At 70.6% G+C, this 18896-nt stretch carries 15 protein-coding genes and 1 pseudogene; 8 read left to right on the forward strand and 8 right to left on the reverse strand.

Annotation, left to right across the window (positions count from 1 at the left end):
• Positions 1-9 precede the first annotated feature (9 nt).
• The gene (locus AB0K03_RS12445; RefSeq protein WP_364683742.1) at positions 10-285 is read left to right on the forward strand and encodes a hypothetical protein; all 276 of its coding nucleotides are present in this window, start codon (positions 10-12) and stop codon (positions 283-285) included.
• Positions 286-1932: 1647 nt separating this feature from the next.
• Complete coding sequence (locus AB0K03_RS12450; RefSeq protein ID WP_364683568.1) at positions 1933-3519, forward strand: acyl-CoA carboxylase subunit beta; 1587 nt, start codon at positions 1933-1935, stop codon at positions 3517-3519.
• A gap of 188 nt (positions 3520-3707) precedes the next feature.
• On the opposite strand, the gene AB0K03_RS12455 is transcribed toward AB0K03_RS12450, so the two are convergent.
• The 5 genes and pseudogenes from AB0K03_RS12455 to AB0K03_RS12475 all read right to left on the reverse strand — a co-directional run.
• Positions 3708-4364 carry a M50 family metallopeptidase gene (locus AB0K03_RS12455; protein WP_364683570.1) on the reverse strand — a complete coding sequence of 219 codons (657 nt, stop codon included), beginning with the start codon at positions 4362-4364 and terminating at the stop codon, positions 3708-3710.
• A gap of 106 nt (positions 4365-4470) precedes the next feature.
• Positions 4471-4680 carry a hypothetical protein gene (locus tag AB0K03_RS12460; RefSeq protein WP_364683572.1) on the reverse strand — a complete coding sequence of 70 codons (210 nt, stop codon included), beginning with the start codon at positions 4678-4680 and terminating at the stop codon, positions 4471-4473.
• A 246-nt stretch (positions 4681-4926) separates the two neighbouring features.
• Positions 4927-5670, reverse strand: coding sequence for a M50 family metallopeptidase (locus tag AB0K03_RS12465; RefSeq protein ID WP_364683574.1), 744 nt, complete (start codon positions 5668-5670; stop codon positions 4927-4929).
• Positions 5671-5934: 264 nt separating this feature from the next.
• Positions 5935-6147, reverse strand: coding sequence for a hypothetical protein (locus AB0K03_RS12470; protein WP_364683576.1), 213 nt, complete (start codon positions 6145-6147; stop codon positions 5935-5937).
• A 3171-nt stretch (positions 6148-9318) separates the two neighbouring features.
• A pseudogene (locus AB0K03_RS12475) lies at positions 9319-10281 on the reverse strand (serine/threonine-protein kinase); the annotation flags it as partial.
• Between the two features lie 102 nt (positions 10282-10383).
• On the opposite strand from AB0K03_RS12475, the gene AB0K03_RS12480 reads away from it, so the two are divergent.
• The 5 genes from AB0K03_RS12480 to AB0K03_RS12500 all read left to right on the forward strand — a co-directional run bounded on the left by AB0K03_RS12480 (position 10384) and on the right by AB0K03_RS12500 (position 14328).
• On the forward strand, positions 10384-10581 hold the full coding sequence (locus AB0K03_RS12480) for an acyl-CoA carboxylase subunit epsilon (protein WP_364683578.1): 198 nt from the start codon (positions 10384-10386) through the stop codon (positions 10579-10581).
• Positions 10582-10703: 122 nt separating this feature from the next.
• Positions 10704-11114: a hypothetical protein gene (locus tag AB0K03_RS12485; protein ID WP_364683580.1), complete on the forward strand. Its 411-nt coding sequence runs from the start codon at positions 10704-10706 to the stop codon at positions 11112-11114.
• On the forward strand, positions 11114-12544 hold the full coding sequence (locus AB0K03_RS12490; RefSeq protein ID WP_364683583.1) for a hypothetical protein: 1431 nt from the start codon (positions 11114-11116) through the stop codon (positions 12542-12544). Before AB0K03_RS12485 ends, AB0K03_RS12490 begins: the two co-directional genes overlap by 1 nt.
• The gene (gene mycP / locus AB0K03_RS12495) at positions 12541-13665 is read left to right on the forward strand and encodes a type VII secretion-associated serine protease mycosin (protein WP_364683585.1); all 1125 of its coding nucleotides are present in this window, start codon (positions 12541-12543) and stop codon (positions 13663-13665) included. The genes AB0K03_RS12490 and mycP overlap by 4 nt, the downstream gene beginning before the upstream one ends.
• A gap of 45 nt (positions 13666-13710) precedes the next feature.
• A complete protein-coding gene (locus AB0K03_RS12500) occupies positions 13711-14328 on the forward strand; it encodes a nucleoside triphosphate pyrophosphatase (protein WP_364683587.1) in 618 nt (205 codons plus the stop codon).
• Positions 14329-14376: 48 nt separating this feature from the next.
• On the opposite strand, the gene AB0K03_RS12505 is transcribed toward AB0K03_RS12500, so the two are convergent.
• The 3 genes from AB0K03_RS12505 to AB0K03_RS12515 all read right to left on the reverse strand — a co-directional run bounded on the left by AB0K03_RS12505 (position 14377) and on the right by AB0K03_RS12515 (position 16952).
• A complete protein-coding gene (locus AB0K03_RS12505) occupies positions 14377-15132 on the reverse strand; it encodes an ABC transporter permease (RefSeq protein WP_364683589.1) in 756 nt (251 codons plus the stop codon).
• A gap of 3 nt (positions 15133-15135) precedes the next feature.
• Positions 15136-16086 (reverse strand): ATP-binding cassette domain-containing protein, encoded by a 951-nt coding sequence (locus AB0K03_RS12510; RefSeq protein ID WP_364683591.1) that lies wholly within the window; start codon positions 16084-16086, stop codon positions 15136-15138.
• Positions 16087-16394: 308 nt separating this feature from the next.
• Positions 16395-16952 (reverse strand): PadR family transcriptional regulator, encoded by a 558-nt coding sequence (locus AB0K03_RS12515; protein WP_364683593.1) that lies wholly within the window; start codon positions 16950-16952, stop codon positions 16395-16397.
• A 66-nt stretch (positions 16953-17018) separates the two neighbouring features.
• Here AB0K03_RS12515 and AB0K03_RS12520 point away from each other — a divergent pair, with 66 nt between their 5' ends.
• Positions 17019-18779, forward strand: coding sequence for a biotin carboxylase N-terminal domain-containing protein (locus tag AB0K03_RS12520; RefSeq protein WP_364683595.1), 1761 nt, complete (start codon positions 17019-17021; stop codon positions 18777-18779).
• Positions 18780-18896 lie beyond the last annotated feature (117 nt).

The raw sequence follows: 18896 nt of genomic DNA on the forward strand, positions 1-18896 counted from the left end.
CGGTCCTCGCTGAGCCGGTCCTCGCTGCGCCGGTCCTCGCTGAGCCGGTCCTCGCTGCGCCGGTCGGTCGGATTCTGGTCGGCGAGGCCATTGCTGGACAGGCCGTCGTTCGCCCGGGCGAATCTGCTCGGGTCGCTCGTGATCGGGCTGATCTCGATGAGGCCGGTGTCGGTGCTGTCCGCGGCAGGGCGGTGGGCGGTCGGGCCGGTTGGGCCGGTCGGCTCCAGGGTGAGGCTGGCGGGTCCTTCGGCGGCGGGCTCGCTCCGGGCGCCCGCAACGGCGTGACGGTCTCCCAACGCGGAGTCGGGCATGCCGCGACGGCCACCGGACGCGGAGTCAGCCCCGCCGCGACGGCCGCCCGGCGCGGAGTCGGCGGCACGACGGCCACCCGCGGAATTCACGGCGGCGCGCCGGCCACCTGACGGGGAGTCGGCGGCACGGCGGCCACCGCGCTCCGGGTCTGCGGCGGCTCGGTGGCCGCCCGGCTGCGCTTCGTGGTCCGCGGCAGCGCGGCGGCCCGGTTCGTCGCCCAACTCTGGAACGGCGGTGGACCGGCGGACCGGCTGCTGGGCCGCGTCAAGGGTCGGATCCGCGACGGCCCGCCGCGACGGCTTGTCAGGTACGTGGCCGGACGTCGAAGTGTCAGCCGGGCTGGTCGGCCAGAAACGGCGTGAGTCGCGCGGTCCCGGCAGCGGTGGCGGGACCGCGGTCGTTCCTCGATTCGCCTCCCGCATCCCGGCCGCGCCTTCGGCGACGCTGCCGGTGTTGGTATCGGTGCGGATGCCGCTGTTGGTGCCGGCGCGGATGCCGCTGTTGATGCCGGTGCCGGTGCCGTTGTCGGTGCCGGAGCCGGTGCCGGAGCCGGAGCCGGTGCCGGAGCCGGAGCCGGAGCCGGAGCCGGGGCCGGCAAGTCGACGGGTCGGGTGGTTGTCGGCGCGGGTGGCGGCGTCAGCTGCCCCGGCGGCCCAACCGGCGGCCTCATCCCCGGCTGACAGGCCTGCAACGTCGGCCGCCCTGACGGACCGACCGGCAGTATCAACGCCTCTGCCTGGCCGACCGGCAGCGTCAGCTGCCTTGGCCGACCGACCCGCGGTGTCAGCTCCCCTGGCCGACCGACCAGCGGCGTCAGCAGGCCGGACCCCAGCTGTGTTGCGCGGCGATCCAGGAGTGCCGCGGCGAACCGCAACCGAGTCGGCGCTGCGAGCCGCCGTACCCGAGCCGATGGACCGTCCCTTGACCGTCCCTTGACCGTCCTGGCCGCCCCCTCCCGGGACGTCGCCGCGGACTGTCCTGGGAACGTCGCGGCCCACCGTGCCAGGGGCGTCGCTGCGTACCGGGGAGGCCGGGCCGTTGCCGGTCGGGCTCGTCGCCTCCGCTGCTGCCTTCCGGCGGCGGGGCGCATCGCCGCGCCGGCCGCCGGTGCCACGCCGGGCCGGGGAGCCACGGCGGGCAGTCCGCTTGCCGGGGGCGGCGCCGCGTCCGTTCGCGCCGTTCTCGCGACCGCCGGCGAACAGCACGTGGCGGAAGACGATGAGCGTCGCGATGCCTCCGACGATCAACGCCACGCCCACGGGGGTCATCCATGTCGTCACGGGGGTTGTAACGAATGGTGCATTAGGAACGAAACGCACCCGGCTCGACGTCGGCCGGACCGGGCGCATGTGCTGAGTGCGTCATCCACGCCACCACCTTGGCAGCCCCGGACGTCCGCCCAGCGCGTTATCCACAGAGCCGGGATCCGCCTCGCCGCGTTATCCACAGCCCGGGCGGCACGGCAGCCGAGCGCCCGCATCGCTGGATACGATCACCCCCGACGCGGCACGACAGGCCCGTACCGCGTCGCAGAGCGGCAACGCGATCACGCACGACGTGGCTCGTGGGACAGCGCACCGGGGACGACGACCGTCCGCGGGTGAGTGGAGGCGCAGGACAGTGACGACTCAGCCGGACGTGCAACGGTCCGACATCCACACGACGGCCGGCAAGCTCGCCGACCTCGCCCGACGCACGGACGAGGCAGTGCACGCCGGTTCCGCTCGGGCCGTCGAGAAGCAGCACGCCCGCGGGAAGAAGACCGCGCGGGAACGCATCGAGATGCTGCTCGACGAGGGATCGTTCGTGGAGCTCGACGAGCTGGCCCGGCACCGCTCGACGAACTTCGGCCTGGACCGCAACCGCCCGTACGGTGACGGCGTCGTCACCGGCCACGGCACCGTCGAGGGCCGCCAGGTCTGCGTGTTCTCGCAGGACTTCACGGTGTTCGGCGGCTCCCTCGGCGAGGTCTTCGGCGAGAAGATCGTCAAGGTCCTCGACCTGGCCATGAAGATCGGCTGCCCGATCATCGGCATCAACGACTCCGGCGGCGCCCGCATCCAGGAAGGTGTCGTCGCCCTCGGGCTCTACGCCGACATCTTCTTCCGCAACGTACGGGCCAGCGGCGTCATCCCGCAGATCTCCCTGATCATGGGCCCGTGTGCGGGTGGTGCCGTCTACTCCCCCGCGATCACCGACTTCACCGTGATGGTGGACCAGACGTCGCACATGTTCATCACCGGGCCGGACGTCATCCGTACGGTCACCGGCGAGGACGTCGGCATGGAGGAGCTGGGCGGCGCGCGTACGCACAACACCCGCAGCGGCAACGCGCACTACCTCGCGACCGACGAGGAGGACGCGATCGACTACGTGCGCGCGCTGCTGTCGTACCTCCCCAGCAACAACCTGGACGAACCGACCACCTTCGACCTGCCCGCGGACCTCGGCCCGAGCGAAGCGGATCTCGCCCTGGACACGCTGATCCCGGACTCGGCGAACCAGCCCTACGACATCCGCGCGGTCGTCGAGGCGGTCGTGGAGGACTTCCTCGAGGTGCAGCCGCTGTACGCGCAGAACATCGTGGTGGGCTTCGGCCGCGTCGAGGGCCGCCCGGTCGGTGTCGTCGCCAACCAACCCATGCACTTCGCCGGCACGCTGGACATCGCCGCGTCCGAGAAGGCCGCGCGCTTCGTGCGGACCTGCGACGCGTTCAACATCCCGGTGCTCACGTTCGTCGACGTGCCGGGCTTCCTGCCCGGCACGGACCAGGAATGGGACGGCATCATCCGGCGCGGGGCCAAGCTCATCTACGCGTACGCCGAAGCCACGGTCCCCAAGGTCACGGTCATCACGCGCAAGGCGTACGGCGGGGCGTACGACGTCATGGGCTCCAAGCACCTCGGTGCCGACATGAACTTCGCCTGGCCCACCGCCCAGATCGCGGTCATGGGCGCCCAGGGCGCGGTCAACATCCTCTACCGCGGCGAACTCGCTTCCGCCGAGGACCCCGCCACCCGGCGCGCCGAACTCATCCAGGAGTACGAGGACACGCTCGCCAACCCGTACATCGCGGCGGAACGAGGCTATGTGGACGCTGTGATCGCCCCGTCCCAGACGCGCAACCAGGTGACCCGCGCACTGCGAATGTTGCGCACCAAGCGCGAGACGCTCCCGCCGAAGAAGCACGGCAACATCCCGCTCTAATCCGCGCCGCTCCCCCGCTACGCACGACGCACCGTGCTAGGTCCGCGCCGCTCCCCCGCTACGCACGACGCACCGTGCTAGGTCCGCGCCGCTCCCCCGCGACGGATGACGCACCGTGCTAGGTCGGCGCCGCTTCCCCGCGACGGATGACGCACCGTGCTGGGTCGGCGCCGCTTCTCCGGCTCGGGTTACGCGCCGTGGCGGAGGAGCAGCGCGCCGCCGTAGACCAGCGCGCCCAGCGACAACAGCCAGAAGACGAACAACCACACCACGTCGCCGATCAGCGTGTGGCTCTGCAGCTGCCCGGCGTCGGTCGTGGGGTCGGTGCGCATGGCGTGGAACAGCTCCGGCACCTGCCGCGTGCCGCCCATGAGGAGGAACCACACCCACACGTAGGCGAAGGCCAGCTGCACCGCCTCCGTCGACCGCATCGCGACCACCCACAGCATCGCGCCGACGAAGAGAATGACGAAGATGCCGAAGAGGTTCCGCGTCATGACCAGGACACCGGCGAGGAACACGAGGCTGAGGAGCAGCACCGAGCGCGGGTCGGCGTCGTGGACGAGGAGCTGCACCCCGCCGAAACCGAAGATGGAAGGCCCGAGGTAGCCGGCGACCAGGGAGACGAACTTCGACAGCCAGTTCTCCGCGCCGGCCTGCATCTCGCCGGCGCCGGCCCGGAAGATCTTGACGTGCTTCACGACCGAGCCGAACAGCCACCCGAACAAGGCGTGACCGCCCTCATGGGCGATCGTGATCGCGTTCGTCGTGTACCGCCACAGCGGCACGGCCGCCACGAACGCCACGACCCCCGTACTCCAGGCCATGCCCAGGTCAGCAGCCATGCGGTGGAAGCTATCGAGCACCCAGGGTGACTCGCATCACCACGAGATACTCAATGTGTCGCCATTCAGCTACTCGAAGTGGCCAACTCGGACGGCCGCTCCCGGGTCAGCCACCCGCCGTGACCGGCTTCGGCAGCCAGCCGCCGGTCGCGATCCCCCGGTGGCCGCAGCTGCCGCCCGCCTCCGCGTCCACCGAGCGCCGGCACCCTCCGGTGGCCCCGGCGTCCAGGAAGCGCTGATCGGCGGCCGCTCGCCCCGGCATAGCGCCGCTCGCCTCGAGCTTGTGGGCGTCCTCGGCGTGGGCGGCCGGGATCACGTAGCGCTCCCGGGCGTCCCTGAAGCGCCGCTCGCCCGGGCGTCCCTGAAGCGCCGCTCGCCCGGGCGTCCCTGAAGCGCCGCTCGCCCGGGCGTCCCTGAAGCGCCGATCGCCCGGGGCGTCTCGGAAGCGTCGCCGGCCCCGGACTTCCCGGGAGCACCGTTCACCTGCCGCTTGCCTCGGCGCTCAACGGGCTCCGGCGACCCACCGGTCGCTGCCCGAAATCATCGGCGGCTACTTCGCTCGTCAGGTGCTTGAAGTGGCCAGGTCGGGCAGCCACTGCCCGGCCAGCAGGAACGTCCCGATGACCAGCGCCGCGACGTCGACGATCAGGAACAGGCCGACCCAGAACAGCGCCGGTACGTGCGTGAGCCCGGCCAGCTGGTCCGCATCGGACTCGGGCATGCGCCCCCGGCTGCGCAACGATTGCAGCTCGAAGACCGGGCGGACCCCGCCGATCAACAGGAACCACACCCCGGCGTACGCGAACAGCGACTGGACCTGCGGCGAAGCCGACCACGAGACGGCGAAGACGATCACGCCGGTGACCAGGACGGACACCACGCCGAACACGTTGCGGATGTTGATCAGCATGAGCAGGAGCAGCACGACGGCCACCCACAGCAGCAACGTGATGCGGTTGCCGCCGAGCAGCCAGGCGCCCGCGAGCCCGATCAGCGACGGGGCGACGTACCCGGCGAGCAGCGTGAAGATCATGCCCGGCCCGGTCGGCCGCCCGGCCGACAACGTCAGCCCCGACGTGTCGAACTCCAGCCGGATACCCCGCAACTTACGCCCGGTGAGCAGCGCGGCGAGGGCATGACCACCCTCGTGGGCGATGGTGACGGCGTTACGGGCCACCCGCCACACCGGCCGCACCGCCACGACCACGAGCGCGATCACCGCGGTGACCAGCACGAGCGTCCGGGGCGGGTCGGGCTGGGCGCTGAGCAGGGTGTCCCACAGGTCACTCACCGAGTCGATCGCCACAGCCCGCGAGCGTAGCGGATCAATGCAGGTACGACCTCACGACAACCTGTGAATCGGCCGGGCACGACGCCACCTCAGCACGCCGCACGCGCAGCACGAGCCCTTCGCACCCGCCGGCGCGACGCGGCCCCTCGCGCCCGCCGGCGCAGCGCGAGTCCCCATACCCGGGCAGCGCGACCCCTCACGCCCGGGCGGCGCGACGCGGACCCTCACGCCCGGCGGCGCAGCCCAAGCCCCTCACGCTCGCCGGCGCAGCGCGAGCACTCAGGCGCGGCGGCGCAGGGCGGGTGAGGTGTCCGCTTGGGCGCGCCGCTGCAGCTGCCAGGCGCCTGCGATCGCACCGGCGACGATCATCGCTCCGGCGGCGGCCAGCGCGAAGGTCACCATGCCCACGGCCGCCACGAGGATGGCGATGTCGGCGAGCGCGACGAGCATCCACAGCCCGATCGTGGGCTTGCTCCCGTGTCGGCGAAACATCGTGCACCTCCAGTGATGGTTCACGATGAGTACCCATTCACGTGGTGGCTCATGCACCTTGATTCACGACAGCGGCTTGAACCCGTCGTAGATCACCTGAAGGTCCTTCTTCGCCGCGTCCCAGTCCTCGGGGGTGGTGTACCAGTTGATGCTGTACGCCTGCTTCGGCCCCGTCAGGAAGTTCCGCTTCACCGCGTGCTGCCGGTTGCCGCTGGCCGTGGTGTAAAGGAACTCCCAGTCCACGCCCTTCTGGAAGTAGTCGACAGGCACCATCTTGATGCGCTGGTAATTCCGGTACTTGCCGTTCGAGCGCGTCGCTTCCTGCTGCTTCCAGTCCGCCATCGGATCCGCCGCAGGCTGGTCGGTCTGCGCGATGAGCAGCAGCCGGTTGTTGTACCGGAACTCGGTCTCCTCGGGCCCATTGACCCGTACGGACACCCCGGCGGGTAGCGGCACGGAGAACCCGGTGCCGGCATCGCCGTACACCTTCCAGCCCTTCGGCACCGCGACGTTGTCGCTCGCCGGCGCCGACGACGGCGGCGTGGAGGGCGTCGTGGTCGTCGGCGTCGGGGCGGGTGTGGACTTCTCCGGAGCCGCCGCCGCGGCGGACTGCTGCTTGCCGCCGCTCGCGGCCGGCGCAACGCCGCCCTGCCGGCCCGGCTCCGAGGCCTGATCGTCATCCCCGCTCGAAAGAGCCAACGGCACAACCACAAGAAGCACCAGTACGGCGGCCAGAATCGCCATCGCGATCGCAGTCTGTCGCCGCGTGAGCGTGACACCGAAAACGGTGAGCCCTCGCCGCCCCGCGGTCGGCTCACGGAAGTTCATCGGCTGCCACGCGGGCCGGCTCGAAGGCAGAACGCCCGGCGCCCCGGAAACGGGAGCGGCCGAGGCAGCGGCACCACCCTTGCTCGCGGCCTCGGCGGCGGCGCGCTGGGAACGCCGGCTCGGCATGGTGCCCGCCGCCGGAATCACCCGGGTACGGGTCGGCTCCGCGCCGGACTGCCCCCGTGCGGAGCCGGCCGCCGTCTTGTCTGTTTCCCTGGCATCCTTCGTCGCGGCCGCTCCGGACTTGGCTGCCCCGGGCGTGCCCGCTCCGGACTTGGCTGCTCCAGGCGCGGCTGCTCCAGGCGCGGCTGCTCCAGGCGTGCCCGCCCCCGATTTCGCGGCTCCGAGCGCACTTGCTCCGGGCGCTTCCGCCTTGGCCGGTTCGGGCTTCGCCGGCGTCTTCATGGCTGCGGTGGGCTCAGCCGTCGTGGCAGCGCCCGTCAGGGCCGCGGCAGCGACCTGAGTCTGGTCGGGCTTGGCCGGGGCCTTCGGGCCGCCCTTCGCCGCATCGGCCGTGCCGGGCTCGCCCTGCCGCTGATCTGCGGTGCCCGCAGACTGCTTCGGCTGCGTCCCGTCCGGTCCGGAATTCTGCTCAGGCTCGGCCTTCTCCGGCTCCGAGGCCGGCTTGGGTTCGGTTTGCTGCTCGGCGGACCGCTTGGCGTCTGCCGGTCCTTCCTTGTCCGCCTGATCGCTGGAGGCGAGCTCGGCCACCTGCTCAGGAGCAGCGACGTCCGACGAGACCTCGGCGCTGTCCGGCTCCGCCGGCTCGGTGTCCGACGCTTCGACGGTCGCCGCCGCCGGCTGTTCGGTGTCCGCGGGGGTCACCTTCGCCTGGCGTCCCCGCCCCTTCTTGCGAGAAGCCTTGCTGCCCGAGCCCGCACCGGCTCGGGCGCCGACCACCGGCTTGCCGACCGGCTGTGCCGGGGCATCGTCCTTGGGGGCCTCCGCCTTACCTTCGGCCTTGGCGTCGCCGTTGGACGCTTCGCTCTCCGTCGCGGGACCGCCGATGTCTGCCGGGGCCGATCCGGCCTCGGCGGCCGCGTCGGGGTCGGCGTTGGCGTTGGGGTCGGCGTCGGCGTCGGTCGAGGTGGCCGGCGTGGGCTCGGCGTTGGTCGAGGGGGCCTTGACCAGGGCCTCGGCGTCGGTCGCGGGCTTCTCGGATTCTCCAGCCGGCGCGGTCACCTCGGCGGAGTCGGCCGTCGCTTCGTCAGCTGCCTTCGCCGCCTTGCCGTTCTGGGCCTTCTCGGCCGGCTCGGCGACGGTGGAGGTTGGGGCGGGCGTGTCCCTGGCCGGCTCGTCCTTCTCAGCACCGGACGACTCGGCCGGGAGCGCCTTGGAGCCGTCGGCGGACGAGGGCTCGTTGTCCTTGACCAGTGCCGCCGCCTCGGACGAGGTGGTTGCGCGCTTGTCCGGACGCGGCCCGAAAGGCTGCCGAGACTTGGGCTCCGCGGGCGCGGCAGCCGCCGAAGTCGGCCCCGGCGAGCTCGACGCCGGCGTGGCAGCCGACGAGGTCGACGTCGGCGCGACGGTCGGGGCGCTCGACTCCGGAGTGGTCGGCGCAGCGGTCGGCTTGTTCGCCGCGGGCGCAGGCGTCTTCGCCGCCGGCTCCGTGGCCGGGGTCCGCTCCGTGGCCGGCGTCGGCTTGGGGGCCGTAGGGGTGGCCGTCGCCGCCGTTGCCTGGGGTGGCTCGGGGATTTCGCGGCTGGGGGTTGAGGCTGGGGGCGTTACTGCCGGGGTACGGCTTGACGGTGGCTGGGGGGTCGTCGCTCGCTTACGGGCTGCGGCTACTTCCTCGACCGTGAACGACCCCGGGGCGGAGCCCGACCCGCGCATCGTCGCGTCGAGGGCGGTGCCTCTCTCCACTCCTGGGGTCGCCTGTGGGGGCGGCGGCTTTGCTGTGCCCGTACTTTTCCGGGCAGCCGGAGTGTCGACCCGCGTGGGGTCCAGTTCGGGCTGGTGCGGCGCATCGATGCGGGTCGGCGTGTCCGCGGGACGCGGCGCGCGGCCGACCGTCGCCTTGCCGGGAGCGAAGATGGGAGCGCGACCAGAGGGGGCTCCGCTTTGCGGACGGTTCTGCGCGGCTGCCGGGTCCGCCGCGGGACGACCGGGCGGCGTCGGAGCGCCGCGGCCCGGTGCGACAGGCGGCGTTGCACCGCCGCGACCGGGTGCGACGGGCGGCGTTGCACCGCCGCGACCGGGGGCGACCGGGGGCGGGGTGGCGGCGGCACGGCCGGTGGTCACGGGGGGCGTTCCGGACCTACCGGGAGAAACGGGCGGCGTGCCGGATCGGCTGGGAGAGACCGGCGGCATACCGGAACGGCCCGGAGAGACCGGCGCCGTGCCGGCGGGGGGACCCGAGGTCACGGGCGGGCGCGGGCCGGGCACGACCGGGGCGCTGGCCGACACGCCCGGGACGACCGGCGGGCGTTCGCGGCCGATACCGGGCCGGCGCATCGACGGGCTCATCGGGAAAGTGATCTTCGACCGGCGTCCGGCGGCGCGCAGCAGCAACCGTTCCGCTTCGTCGGCGTTGATCCGGTGCGCCGGGTCCTTGCGCAGCAGGCCGTTGAGCACCGGCTTCAGCGGGCCGGCGTTGCGGGCCGGCGGCGGGTTCTCGGTGGCCAGGGCGGCCAGCGTCGCGATCGCGGACGGCCGCGCGAAAGGAGACGCGCCCTCCACGGCCGCGTAGAGGGTCGCGCCGAGGGACCACAGGTCGGCGCCGGGACCGGCTGTGCCGTCCCGGGCACGCTCCGGAGCAATGTACGCGGGTGAGCCCAGCACCAACCCGGTCCGGGTGACATTGGGGTCGCCGGGCACCGTCGCCAGCCCGAAGTCGGTGAGCACGACCCGGCCGTCCTCGCCGATCAGCACGTTGCCGGGCTTCACGTCGCGGTGCACGACCCCCGCCCGATGCGCGGCGCGCAGCGCGCCCAGCACCCCGAGGCCGATCTCGGCCGCACGCACCGGGTTGAAAGGCCCGTCGCTGGCAAGAATGTCCTGAAGGGATCGCGACGGCACGTACTCCATGACGATCCACGGATCGGCGTCCGTCCGCAGCACGTCGAAGACGCGCACCACATTGATGTTGTTGAGGCGGGCGATGGCCCGGGCCTCCCGCAGCGACCGTTCCCGCATCTCCTGACGCTCGTCCGGCGTCAGCCCGGGCGGCGGGACCAGCTCCTTGATCGCCACATCACGGTGCAGGACGACGTCGGTCGCCCGCCAGACACGACCCATCCCGCCCTGACCGAGCGGCGCGACAAGCCGGTAGCGGTCAGCGACTACGAGCGGGGGGGAAGTAGACATCACGCAGAAAATACCCGGTCATGTCGAGCGGCAGCGAATCGATCAGCCGAGTGTGGGACGCGTGTCACCGCGTACCCGCGGGTACGGTCGTACGCTTGATCAATGGAAGAGGAACCGCTGGTCAGCGTGGTGCGCGGCGTACCGACCCCGGAAGAGCTGGCAGCCCTGGTCGGAGCCCTGGCCAGCCGATACACGGGTACGGATGAAAGCACCCCGAAGCCATCGACGACCCCCTGGACGCGCAGCTCCCGACCGGGCGCCGGCCGGGGATCGTGGCGCGAATCGGGCTTGCCCCGCTGAGCAACCCTGCTGAATAGACGGCAGTCTGTCCACAGGGCCCCGGCACGGGGTCGAGGACACCGGCCGTCACCGACTAGTCTCGCGGAAGACTTCGCGCACTCTCGGGGGAGGGCCCAGGCGTCATGCACGAGCCGCAGACCAGCTGGATCACCAGCTTCGCCTCGATCGAGACCGACATCCAGGCGATGGAGGAGTTCGCCAAGACCCTGGCGAACGAGGTCCAAGCCGGCTACGACCCCAACCTGCAGAGAGTCACGGCATCGATGTTGACGGTGCTCCCTGAAGTCAGCCCGCACTTTCCCGAGCTGCAGAGCTTCCTCAAGCTGCACAACGAGGTCCAGAACCAGACCCTCGCCAACACCTACAATTTCCGCGACGGCACCCACGTCTTCGCCACCGCCGCCCAATCCATCAGCGATGAATACCGCAACTCGGACGCGTACGCACACGCCAAGGTCCGCGACGTCGAGACTGCTTTCACCGAGGCGAGCGCCGCCACCATGACCGACGACGCGGAAGCGGAGAACGCCTGATGCTCATCGCAGACGGAGGCGGAGGCTACGGCGGCACGGACTGGAGCTCGAAAGACGTCCGCTACATGTGGTCCGCGATAGCCGACCAGGAGACGGACAAGCACTTCGACGTGGTGTCCGGCTGGAAGCAGACGGCCGACCTGACCCTCATCCACCTGGGCCAGGTCCAGATGTACCGCGACAACCTCGCCTCGGTGTGGCCCCCGTCCAAGAGCCCTGCAGCCGCGGCCTACATCGAGCGCCTCGACAAACTCATCGCAGACCTCCAAGCCACCCACGAAGCGGCCTCAGCCAACTACACGACCTTCTCGACGGTCACGCTGACGCTGAGCCTCGCCCGCAACAAACTGAAGCCGCTTTTCGACCAGTACGAGGCGAACGAGAAGGCGAATGGGGCCTGGAAGGCCGAACAGGCCGCCAAGGCGGCCGACCCCACCGAACTTCCGACGTTCTCCATGCCGCCGGTGTCGTCGGCCCAGCAGGAACAACTGAACAACCAGGCCCGCGTCATCATGTACGACCTGAGCAGCACGGTGATCAGCGGCCAGAGCGCCCTGCAAAAGCCCAAGCCGTACAACCCTGCGGCCGGAGGCGACAAGACCGACGAAACCAAGCGGGCCGGGAGGGAAGACGGCTCAGGTTTCGCAGCTCCTCCCGTCATTCCACCGCCCGGCGGTGACAGCGGTGGCTCTGGGCAGAGGCTCTCGTCGGTGCAGTCGCCCAACAGCCATGTGGGTACAGGCCATCTCTCCCACCCGGCACCGATTCATTCCGCGCCCATCGCTCCAGGCCCCGGAACGTCAACCGGAGTGGGATCTGTCGGAAGTGGGCCGATCCTCGGCAGTACGGCTCCCTCGGTCATAACACCGCCCAGCTCACAGGTCGTAACTTCACCGAGTCCGTCCGGTCCTGCTGGGCCGTCTGGATTGGTTCCCGGCCTCCTTCCTCCGACCGGCGGCACTGGCCTGGCGCCGGCGACGGGCCTTGGGCCCGGCAAGGTGCCCGGACCCGGAATGGTGAATCCCGGCGTAGGCGCTGGACCCGGCGTGAAGTTTGTGGCTCCGCCCGGCGGCGTCATCGGGGGCTCCCCGGGCAATGCACTGATCGGGCAACCGCCATCGTCTACCAGCCTTCGGGGCAGCGCGGCGTCGAGGGTAAATCCCGTGGGCGGGGTCATCGGCCAGCAGGGCGTCTCTCCAATCCGGGGCGGCGCTCCGGGGGGACGGCCGACGCCGGTGTCCGGCCCCAGTACGTCGACCGTTCCTGGGCAACCAGGCAGGAGTCGCATGCGCCGCGAGAGCGACACCGGCCACACCCAGTGGGACCCTGACAATCCCTGGGCGACCGAGGAGGGCGTCGACCCGGTCCTGATGCCTCCCCCTGAGCCCGGTCCGATCGACCCAGGACCAGCTATCGGCTACAACAGATGACTCGTCGGCTCATCGCCGTGGCAGTGGCCGCATTGACCGTCACCGGCACGGCGTTATTCGGCACTCCCGCGTTCGCTGACGAGTTCCGCGACCGGCAGTGGCACCTGAAGTATCTACGAGTCGCCGAGGCTCACAAGATCAGCACTGGTAAAGGCGTAACCGTTGCTGTCATAGACACAGGTGTCAGCAAACATCCGGACCTTGACAGCAGCGTTCTGAAAGGAACTGACTTCGTCAACCCGGGCGGTTCCGGCCAAGCGGACCAAGACGGACACGGCACGGCCATGGCCGGCCTCATAGCGGCCCACGGCAAGGACAATCGTGGCGCACTCGGGCTCGCCCCTGATGCCAAAATACTTCCGATCAAAGTATTGAGAGGCGACCGCAAGGTAAAGCTGGAACTCGGTCCGGCGATCGACTACGCAGTGAAGCACGGCGCGAAGGTCATCAACATCTCCGCAGGGGGCGGCACGACTGCACGGACGATCGAGGCGGTCAGGGGAGCAACTGAGGCAGACGTCGTCATAGTCGCTGCAGCCGGCAACAGGCCAGGTGACACCGGAGTCATCGCGCCCGCACTCTTCGACTCCGTGGTTGCAGTTGCCGCAACCGATCGCCAAGGCCGGAAGTCGGACGTATCAGTAACTGGTACCGCAATCGACCTAGCGGCACCGGGCGAAGACATGACGAGCACTACCAACAGGGGCGACTACGCGATAGAGCAGACCGGCACTTCGGACGCCGCAGCTATCGTCTCTGGGGCTGCTGCCCTGCTCCGCAGCAAGTACCCCGACATGACCGCCGAAGAAGTCGTCCAGCGACTCGAACAGACCGCCACCGACAAAGGCGCCCCCGGCGTCGATCCCGAGTACGGGCACGGCATCGTCAACATTGTCGCCGCCCTGAGTGACAAGCAGGCACCGGCGTCCGACGGTCCGAGCGCAGTTCCGACCACCCAGCCAGGCACCCCAGCGCCCACGACCACCGCTCAAGCACGGCCGAAGGCTGACGAGAAGAGCAGCTCAAGCGCTCTGATCATCGGCGGCATAGTTGCGGTCGTGCTGCTCGGGCTGGGGGGCGTCTTCTGGCTGCGACGGAGACGATCCGGAGGCACCGGCTGAAGCCACAGCCAGGGCCGCCCTCCCAGGCTTGTACCGTTGGCGCTCGTGCGTACCGACAACGGCCCCCGGCTGGTCCTGGCCTCCGCCAGCCCTGCCCGGCTGCAGCTTCTCCGTTCCGCCGGCTTCGATCCTTCCGTGCAGGTCAGCGGCGTCGATGAGTCCGTCGTTCAGACCGATGATGCGTACGAGATGTGCCTGGCCCTGGCCCGGATGAAGGCTCAGGCGGTGGCCTCGACGTCGGTGGCGGAGGCCGGCGTTCTCGTGCTGGGCTGTGATTCCGTGCTCGCCTTCGACGGGCAGATTCTCGGCAAGCCAGCGAACCCGCGGGAGGCCGCCGATCGGTGGCGGGCCATGCGCGGGCGGTCCGGTGTGTTGTACACCGGGCACCATCTCACCGATCTCACCGGCGGTAAGCACGCCGAGGATGTCGGGGCGACCGTTGTGCATTTCGCCGACGTCAGTGACGCCGAGATCGATGCGTACGTCTCCAGTGGGGAGCCGTTGCATGTTGCCGGGGCTTTCACGATCGATGGGCTCGGCGGGGTTTTCGTCGAGCGGATCGAGGGGGACCACGGGAATGTGGTCGGGTTGTCGCTTCCGTTGTTCCGGCGGCTGCTCATGACGTTCGGTGTGAGCGTCCCCGAATTGTGGAAGAGCCGCTGACGGGCCGGCCGCCGCGGATTGCGGTGTCGCGGCGGCCGACCACATTCCTTACCGGACGCTGCGCGCGAACAACCGTGCCGCCCACGTGATTGCCGCGACGGCGAGCACGGCCATGATGAGCAGCCCTTGCCAGACAGCCGAGGCTCCCAGGTCGCCGCGGAACAATGCCCGTACGCCGTCCACCGCCCATGAGAACGGGTTCCAGTCCGCGATTCCCTGCAGCCAGCCCGGCGCGAACGTCAAGGGCAGCAGAATTCCGGAGAGCAGCAGGACCGGCTGCGCGACCGTGTTCATCAGCGGCGCGAGGACGTCCTCGCTTTTCACGGCGAGCGCCACGCCGTAGGACACCGCCGAGGTCATGAGGGAGATCAAGGCCAGCATCAGGTACGCCAGCAACAGGTTGCCGAGGACCACGCGCAGGTCGAAGAGCAGCGCCAGCAGCGTGATGATGACCGCCTGGGCGAGCAGGGACACCGTGTCGCGCAGGGACCGGCCGAGGAGCAGGGCGAACCGGCTGACCGGGGTCACGCGGGAGCGTTCGATCACTCCGGCGCGCAGTTCCGCGATCAGGCCGAAGCCTTGGAAGAGCCCTCCGAAGATGGCCAGCAGGACCAGCAGGCCGGGGACGAAGATTTCGTACGCCTCCGCGTTGGTGCGGACGTTCAGTGCCGGTTTCAGCAGCGGCGCGAACAGCAGCAGATACATCACCGGCTGGAACACGCCGACGAGGATCCACACCGGGTTGCGGAGCAGGAGCAGGGCCTGCCGCTGGAAGATCAGCCAGGTGTCTCTGAGCAGCTTCATCGGTCAGCTCTCCCGCAGCGATCGGCCGGTCTTGGTCAGGAAGACGTCGTCGAGGGTGGGTCGGTGCAGCTCGATCGCGCCGAGCGGTACGGACGCCGCGTCGAGGGCGCGCAGGATCAGGGGGATCGCCGTGGCGCCCTCGTCGACGTAGAGGCGGACGCTGTCGTCGTGGGTCTCGAGCTTGTTGACGAAGTCCGCCGAGCCGAGGACCTCTGCCGCGCGGGCCGGGGCGTCGACTCCCACCCGTACGACGTCACCGGAGATCTCCCGTTTCAGCGCCGCCGGCGTGCCGGAGGCGACGATCTCGCCGTTGTCCATGATCGAGATGCGGTCGCAGAGCGCGTCCGCCTCGTCGAGGTAGTGGGTGGTGATGAACACCGTGATGCCTTCGGCGCGCAGGCGGCGGATCTCGTCCCACATGTGGGCGCGGCTCTGCGGGTCGAGGCCTGTGGTCGGCTCGTCCAGGAAGACCACTTTGGGCTCGTGGATGATGCCGAGCGCGATGTCGACCCGGCGGCGCTGGCCACCCGAGTAGGTCTTGCACTTGCGGTCGGCGTACGCCGCAAGGTTGAACGCCTCCAGCACCCGCTCGGTCCGCGCCCGGGCGTCGGCGCGGGAGATGCCGTAGAGGCGGGCCTGCAGGACCAGTTCCTCGCGGGCCGTGGAGTCGTCCCAGGTGGCGCCGCCCTGGGCCACGTACCCGATGCGGCGCCGCACCTCGCCCGGGCTCTTGCGCAGGTCCGCGCCGGCGACGACGGCGGTGCCGCCGTCCGGTTCGATCAGCGTGGCCAGCATGCGCAGGGTGGTGGTCTTGCCCGCGCCGTTGGGTCCGAGGAAGCCGAAAATCTCTCCCTCGTCGACGGTCAGGTCGACGCCGCGGACGGCCTCGACGGTTTTCTTCTCTTTGCCTTGGCGGGATGTGAACGACTTGCGCAGTCCCCGCGTTTCGATCATCTCGGCCCCCAGTCGTGGGCAGGCCCCAGCCCGCCGCCGTCAAACAGCGAGCAGGGCCCGCCGCCGTCAAACAGCGGACAAGACCCGCCGCCGTCAAACAGCGGACAAGACCCGCCGCCGTCAAACAGCGGACAAGACCCGCCGCCGTCAAACAGCGGACAAGACCCGCCGCCGTCGAGCAACGAGCACGGCCCGCCGCCGTGCAGCGGCAGACGAAAACCGCCGCTGTCAGGCGGAAAGAGCCCGACGAAGAGGCCCCGCCGCCGCAAGGCAGCGTAGGACCGCTCCCCGAGACTAGTCAAACTTGATTATTGGCCGGGGAAGTACGCCGTCCCCGCCTCGATCAACCGCGCCACCCGCTCGCACCAGCGGATCTCCGCCTCGGCGCGTTCCATCGCGAGCTCCCACATCCAGCTCACATACACCGGCTTCTTGGCGGCCCAATCGGCGCCCAACGCCGCCGCCAGCTGCTTGTTCCCCGCCTCCAGCTGGGCAGCCCTGTTCCGCAGGGCTGCCGCGGCCTCCTCGCGGGGCAGCGCCGGTAGGAAGGAGAAAGCCGCCATGAACGGGTCCGGCGACCCGCTCAGGTTCCACCAGTTGCCGCGCAGCAGCGACTCGAATTCCGCGACGCCCTTCTCGGTGATCTCGTACGTGGTCCGCGCCGGCCGCGCCCCGACCTGCTCGGTCGCCACCTCCCGGAGCAGTCCTTCCTCCGAGAGCTTGCGCAGGCCGTGGTAGATCGAGCCGGGCTGCACGTTGGCCCACTTGTCGGCGCTCCAGCTCAGCAGCTCGCGGCGGACGTCGTAGCCGTGCACCGGCTGCATCCACTGGACGACGCCGAGAATCATCATGCGGGTGGCGGACATGGACGCCAGCGTAATAGGCAAACTTGACTGAGCGCGCTTGTCGGTACCGGCCGGTAGGCTCAGCCCGTGCGCAAGGTATTGATCGCCAATCGCGGCGAGATCGCCGTCCGTGTCATCCGGGCCTGCAGGGACGCAGGCCTGACCAGCGTCGCCGTCTATGCCGACAGCGACCGCGACGCGCCGCCCGCGCGGCTCGCCGACGAGGCCTATGCCCTGGGCGGTGAGACGGCGGCCGAGACCTATCTGCGCATCGACAAGCTGATCGACGTCGCGCGGCGCAGCGGGGCCGACGCGGTGCACCCCGGCTACGGGTTTCTCAGTGAGAACGCCGAGTTCGCTCAGGCCGTCCTCGATGCGGGTCTGACCTGGATCGGTCCTACCCCGGCGGCCATCCGCGACCTGGGTGACAAGGTCACCGCGCGGCACATCGCGCAGCGGGCCGGAGCCCCGCTGGTGCCCGGCACCGCCGAGCCGGTCGCCGACGCGGACGAGATCGTCGCGTTCGCGCAGGAGCACGGCCTGCCCGTCGCCATCAAGGCGGCGTTCGGCGGCGGGGGCCGCGGTCTCAAGGTGGCCCGCACGCTGGAGGAGATCCCCGCGCTGTTCGAGTCCGCCACCCGGGAGGCCGTCGCGGCGTTCGGCCGCGGCGAGTGCTTCGTCGAGCGCTACCTGGACCGGCCGCGGCACGTCGAGGCGCAGGTCCTGGCCGACACGCACGGCAATGTCGTGGTGGTGGGCACGCGAGACTGCTCCCTGCAGCGCCGCCACCAGAAGCTGGTCGAGGAGGCGCCCGCGCCGTTCCTCAGCGCCGAGCAGCGCGAGCGCATCCACTCCAGCGCCAAGGCCATCTGCCGCGAGGCCGGCTATCACGGTGCGGGCACCGTCGAATACCTGGTCGGTCAGGACGGCACGATCTCGTTCCTCGAGGTCAACACCCGGCTGCAGGTCGAGCACCCGGTCAGCGAGGAGACCGCCGGCCTCGATCTGGTGCGCGAGCAGTTCCGCATCGCCGACGGCCTGCCGCTGGCTTTCACGGAGGACCCGGAGCCGCGCGGGCACGCCATCGAGTTCCGCATCAACGGCGAGGACGCCGGCCGCAACTTCCTTCCCGCTCCGGGCACGGTCACCGCGCTGACCTGGCCCTCCGGTCCGGGCGTACGGGTCGACGCGGGCGTCGAGGCCGGCAGCGTGATCGGCGGCAACTTCGACTCCATGCTCGCCAAGATCATCGTTGTCGGGGCGACCCGGGCGGAGGCCCTCGAGCGCGCCCGCCGCGTGCTGGACGAGACGGTGATCGAGGGCATCGCCACCGTGCTGCCGTTCCACCGGCTCGTGGTGCGCGACCCCGCGTTCACCGGAGAGCCGTTCACGGTGCACACCCGCTGGATCGAGACGGAGTGGGAAGGCGGCGTCCCGGCTTTCACCCCGCCCGCGGCCGCGGCGCCCGAGGCCCCGCAGCGCGAGACCGTCGTGGTCGAGGTCGGCGGCAAGCGCCTGGAAGTGACCATCCCCCGCTCGCTGATGTCGGGTACGCCCGCCGCACCCGGCCCGCGGCGTCCGGCCCGCCGCGGAAGCGGATCGGCCGGCGCCACCGCCGCGGGAGGCGCGGGCGCGCTGACCGCCCCCATGCAGGGCACCGTGGCGAAGGTGGCGGTGGCCGACGGTGACGAGGTCGGCGAGGGCGACACGATCATCGTGGTCGAGGCGATGAAGATGGAGCAGCCGCTGCTCGCGCACTCCGCGGGCACGATCTCCGGAATGACCCTGAAGGTCGGCGACACCATCGCAGCCGGCACGGTCGTCTGCACGATCGAGAACGACGCCTGACGGCCCGGCCGCGGTGCCCTACGAGCCGGGCCCGGGTACGGCCGGAAACGACGCCTGACAACCCGGCCGCGGCGCGCGGAGACGCTCGTCCCACGAGCCGAGGTGCGGCCGGGAACG

Origin of the sequence: Actinoplanes sp. NPDC049316, from assembly GCF_040677315.1 — a bacterium.
GTDB lineage: Bacteria > Actinomycetota > Actinomycetes > Mycobacteriales > Micromonosporaceae > Actinoplanes.

Coding starts and splice junctions, on each gene's coding strand:
- AB0K03_RS12490 (WP_364683583.1), top strand. CDS start 11,114: ATGCTCATCGCAGACGGAGGCGGAGGCTACGGCGGCACGGACTGGAGC.
- AB0K03_RS12505 (WP_364683589.1), bottom strand. CDS start 15,132: ATGAAGCTGCTCAGAGACACCTGGCTGATCTTCCAGCGGCAGGCCCTG.
- AB0K03_RS12480 (WP_364683578.1), top strand. CDS start 10,384: ATGGAAGAGGAACCGCTGGTCAGCGTGGTGCGCGGCGTACCGACCCCG.
- AB0K03_RS12455 (WP_364683570.1), bottom strand. CDS start 4,364: ATGGCTGCTGACCTGGGCATGGCCTGGAGTACGGGGGTCGTGGCGTTC.
- AB0K03_RS12510 (WP_364683591.1), bottom strand. CDS start 16,086: ATGATCGAAACGCGGGGACTGCGCAAGTCGTTCACATCCCGCCAAGGC.
- AB0K03_RS12515 (WP_364683593.1), bottom strand. CDS start 16,952: ATGTCCGCCACCCGCATGATGATTCTCGGCGTCGTCCAGTGGATGCAG.
- AB0K03_RS12485 (WP_364683580.1), top strand. CDS start 10,704: ATGCACGAGCCGCAGACCAGCTGGATCACCAGCTTCGCCTCGATCGAG.
- AB0K03_RS12470 (WP_364683576.1), bottom strand. CDS start 6,147: ATGTTTCGCCGACACGGGAGCAAGCCCACGATCGGGCTGTGGATGCTC.
- mycP (WP_364683585.1), top strand. CDS start 12,541: ATGACTCGTCGGCTCATCGCCGTGGCAGTGGCCGCATTGACCGTCACC.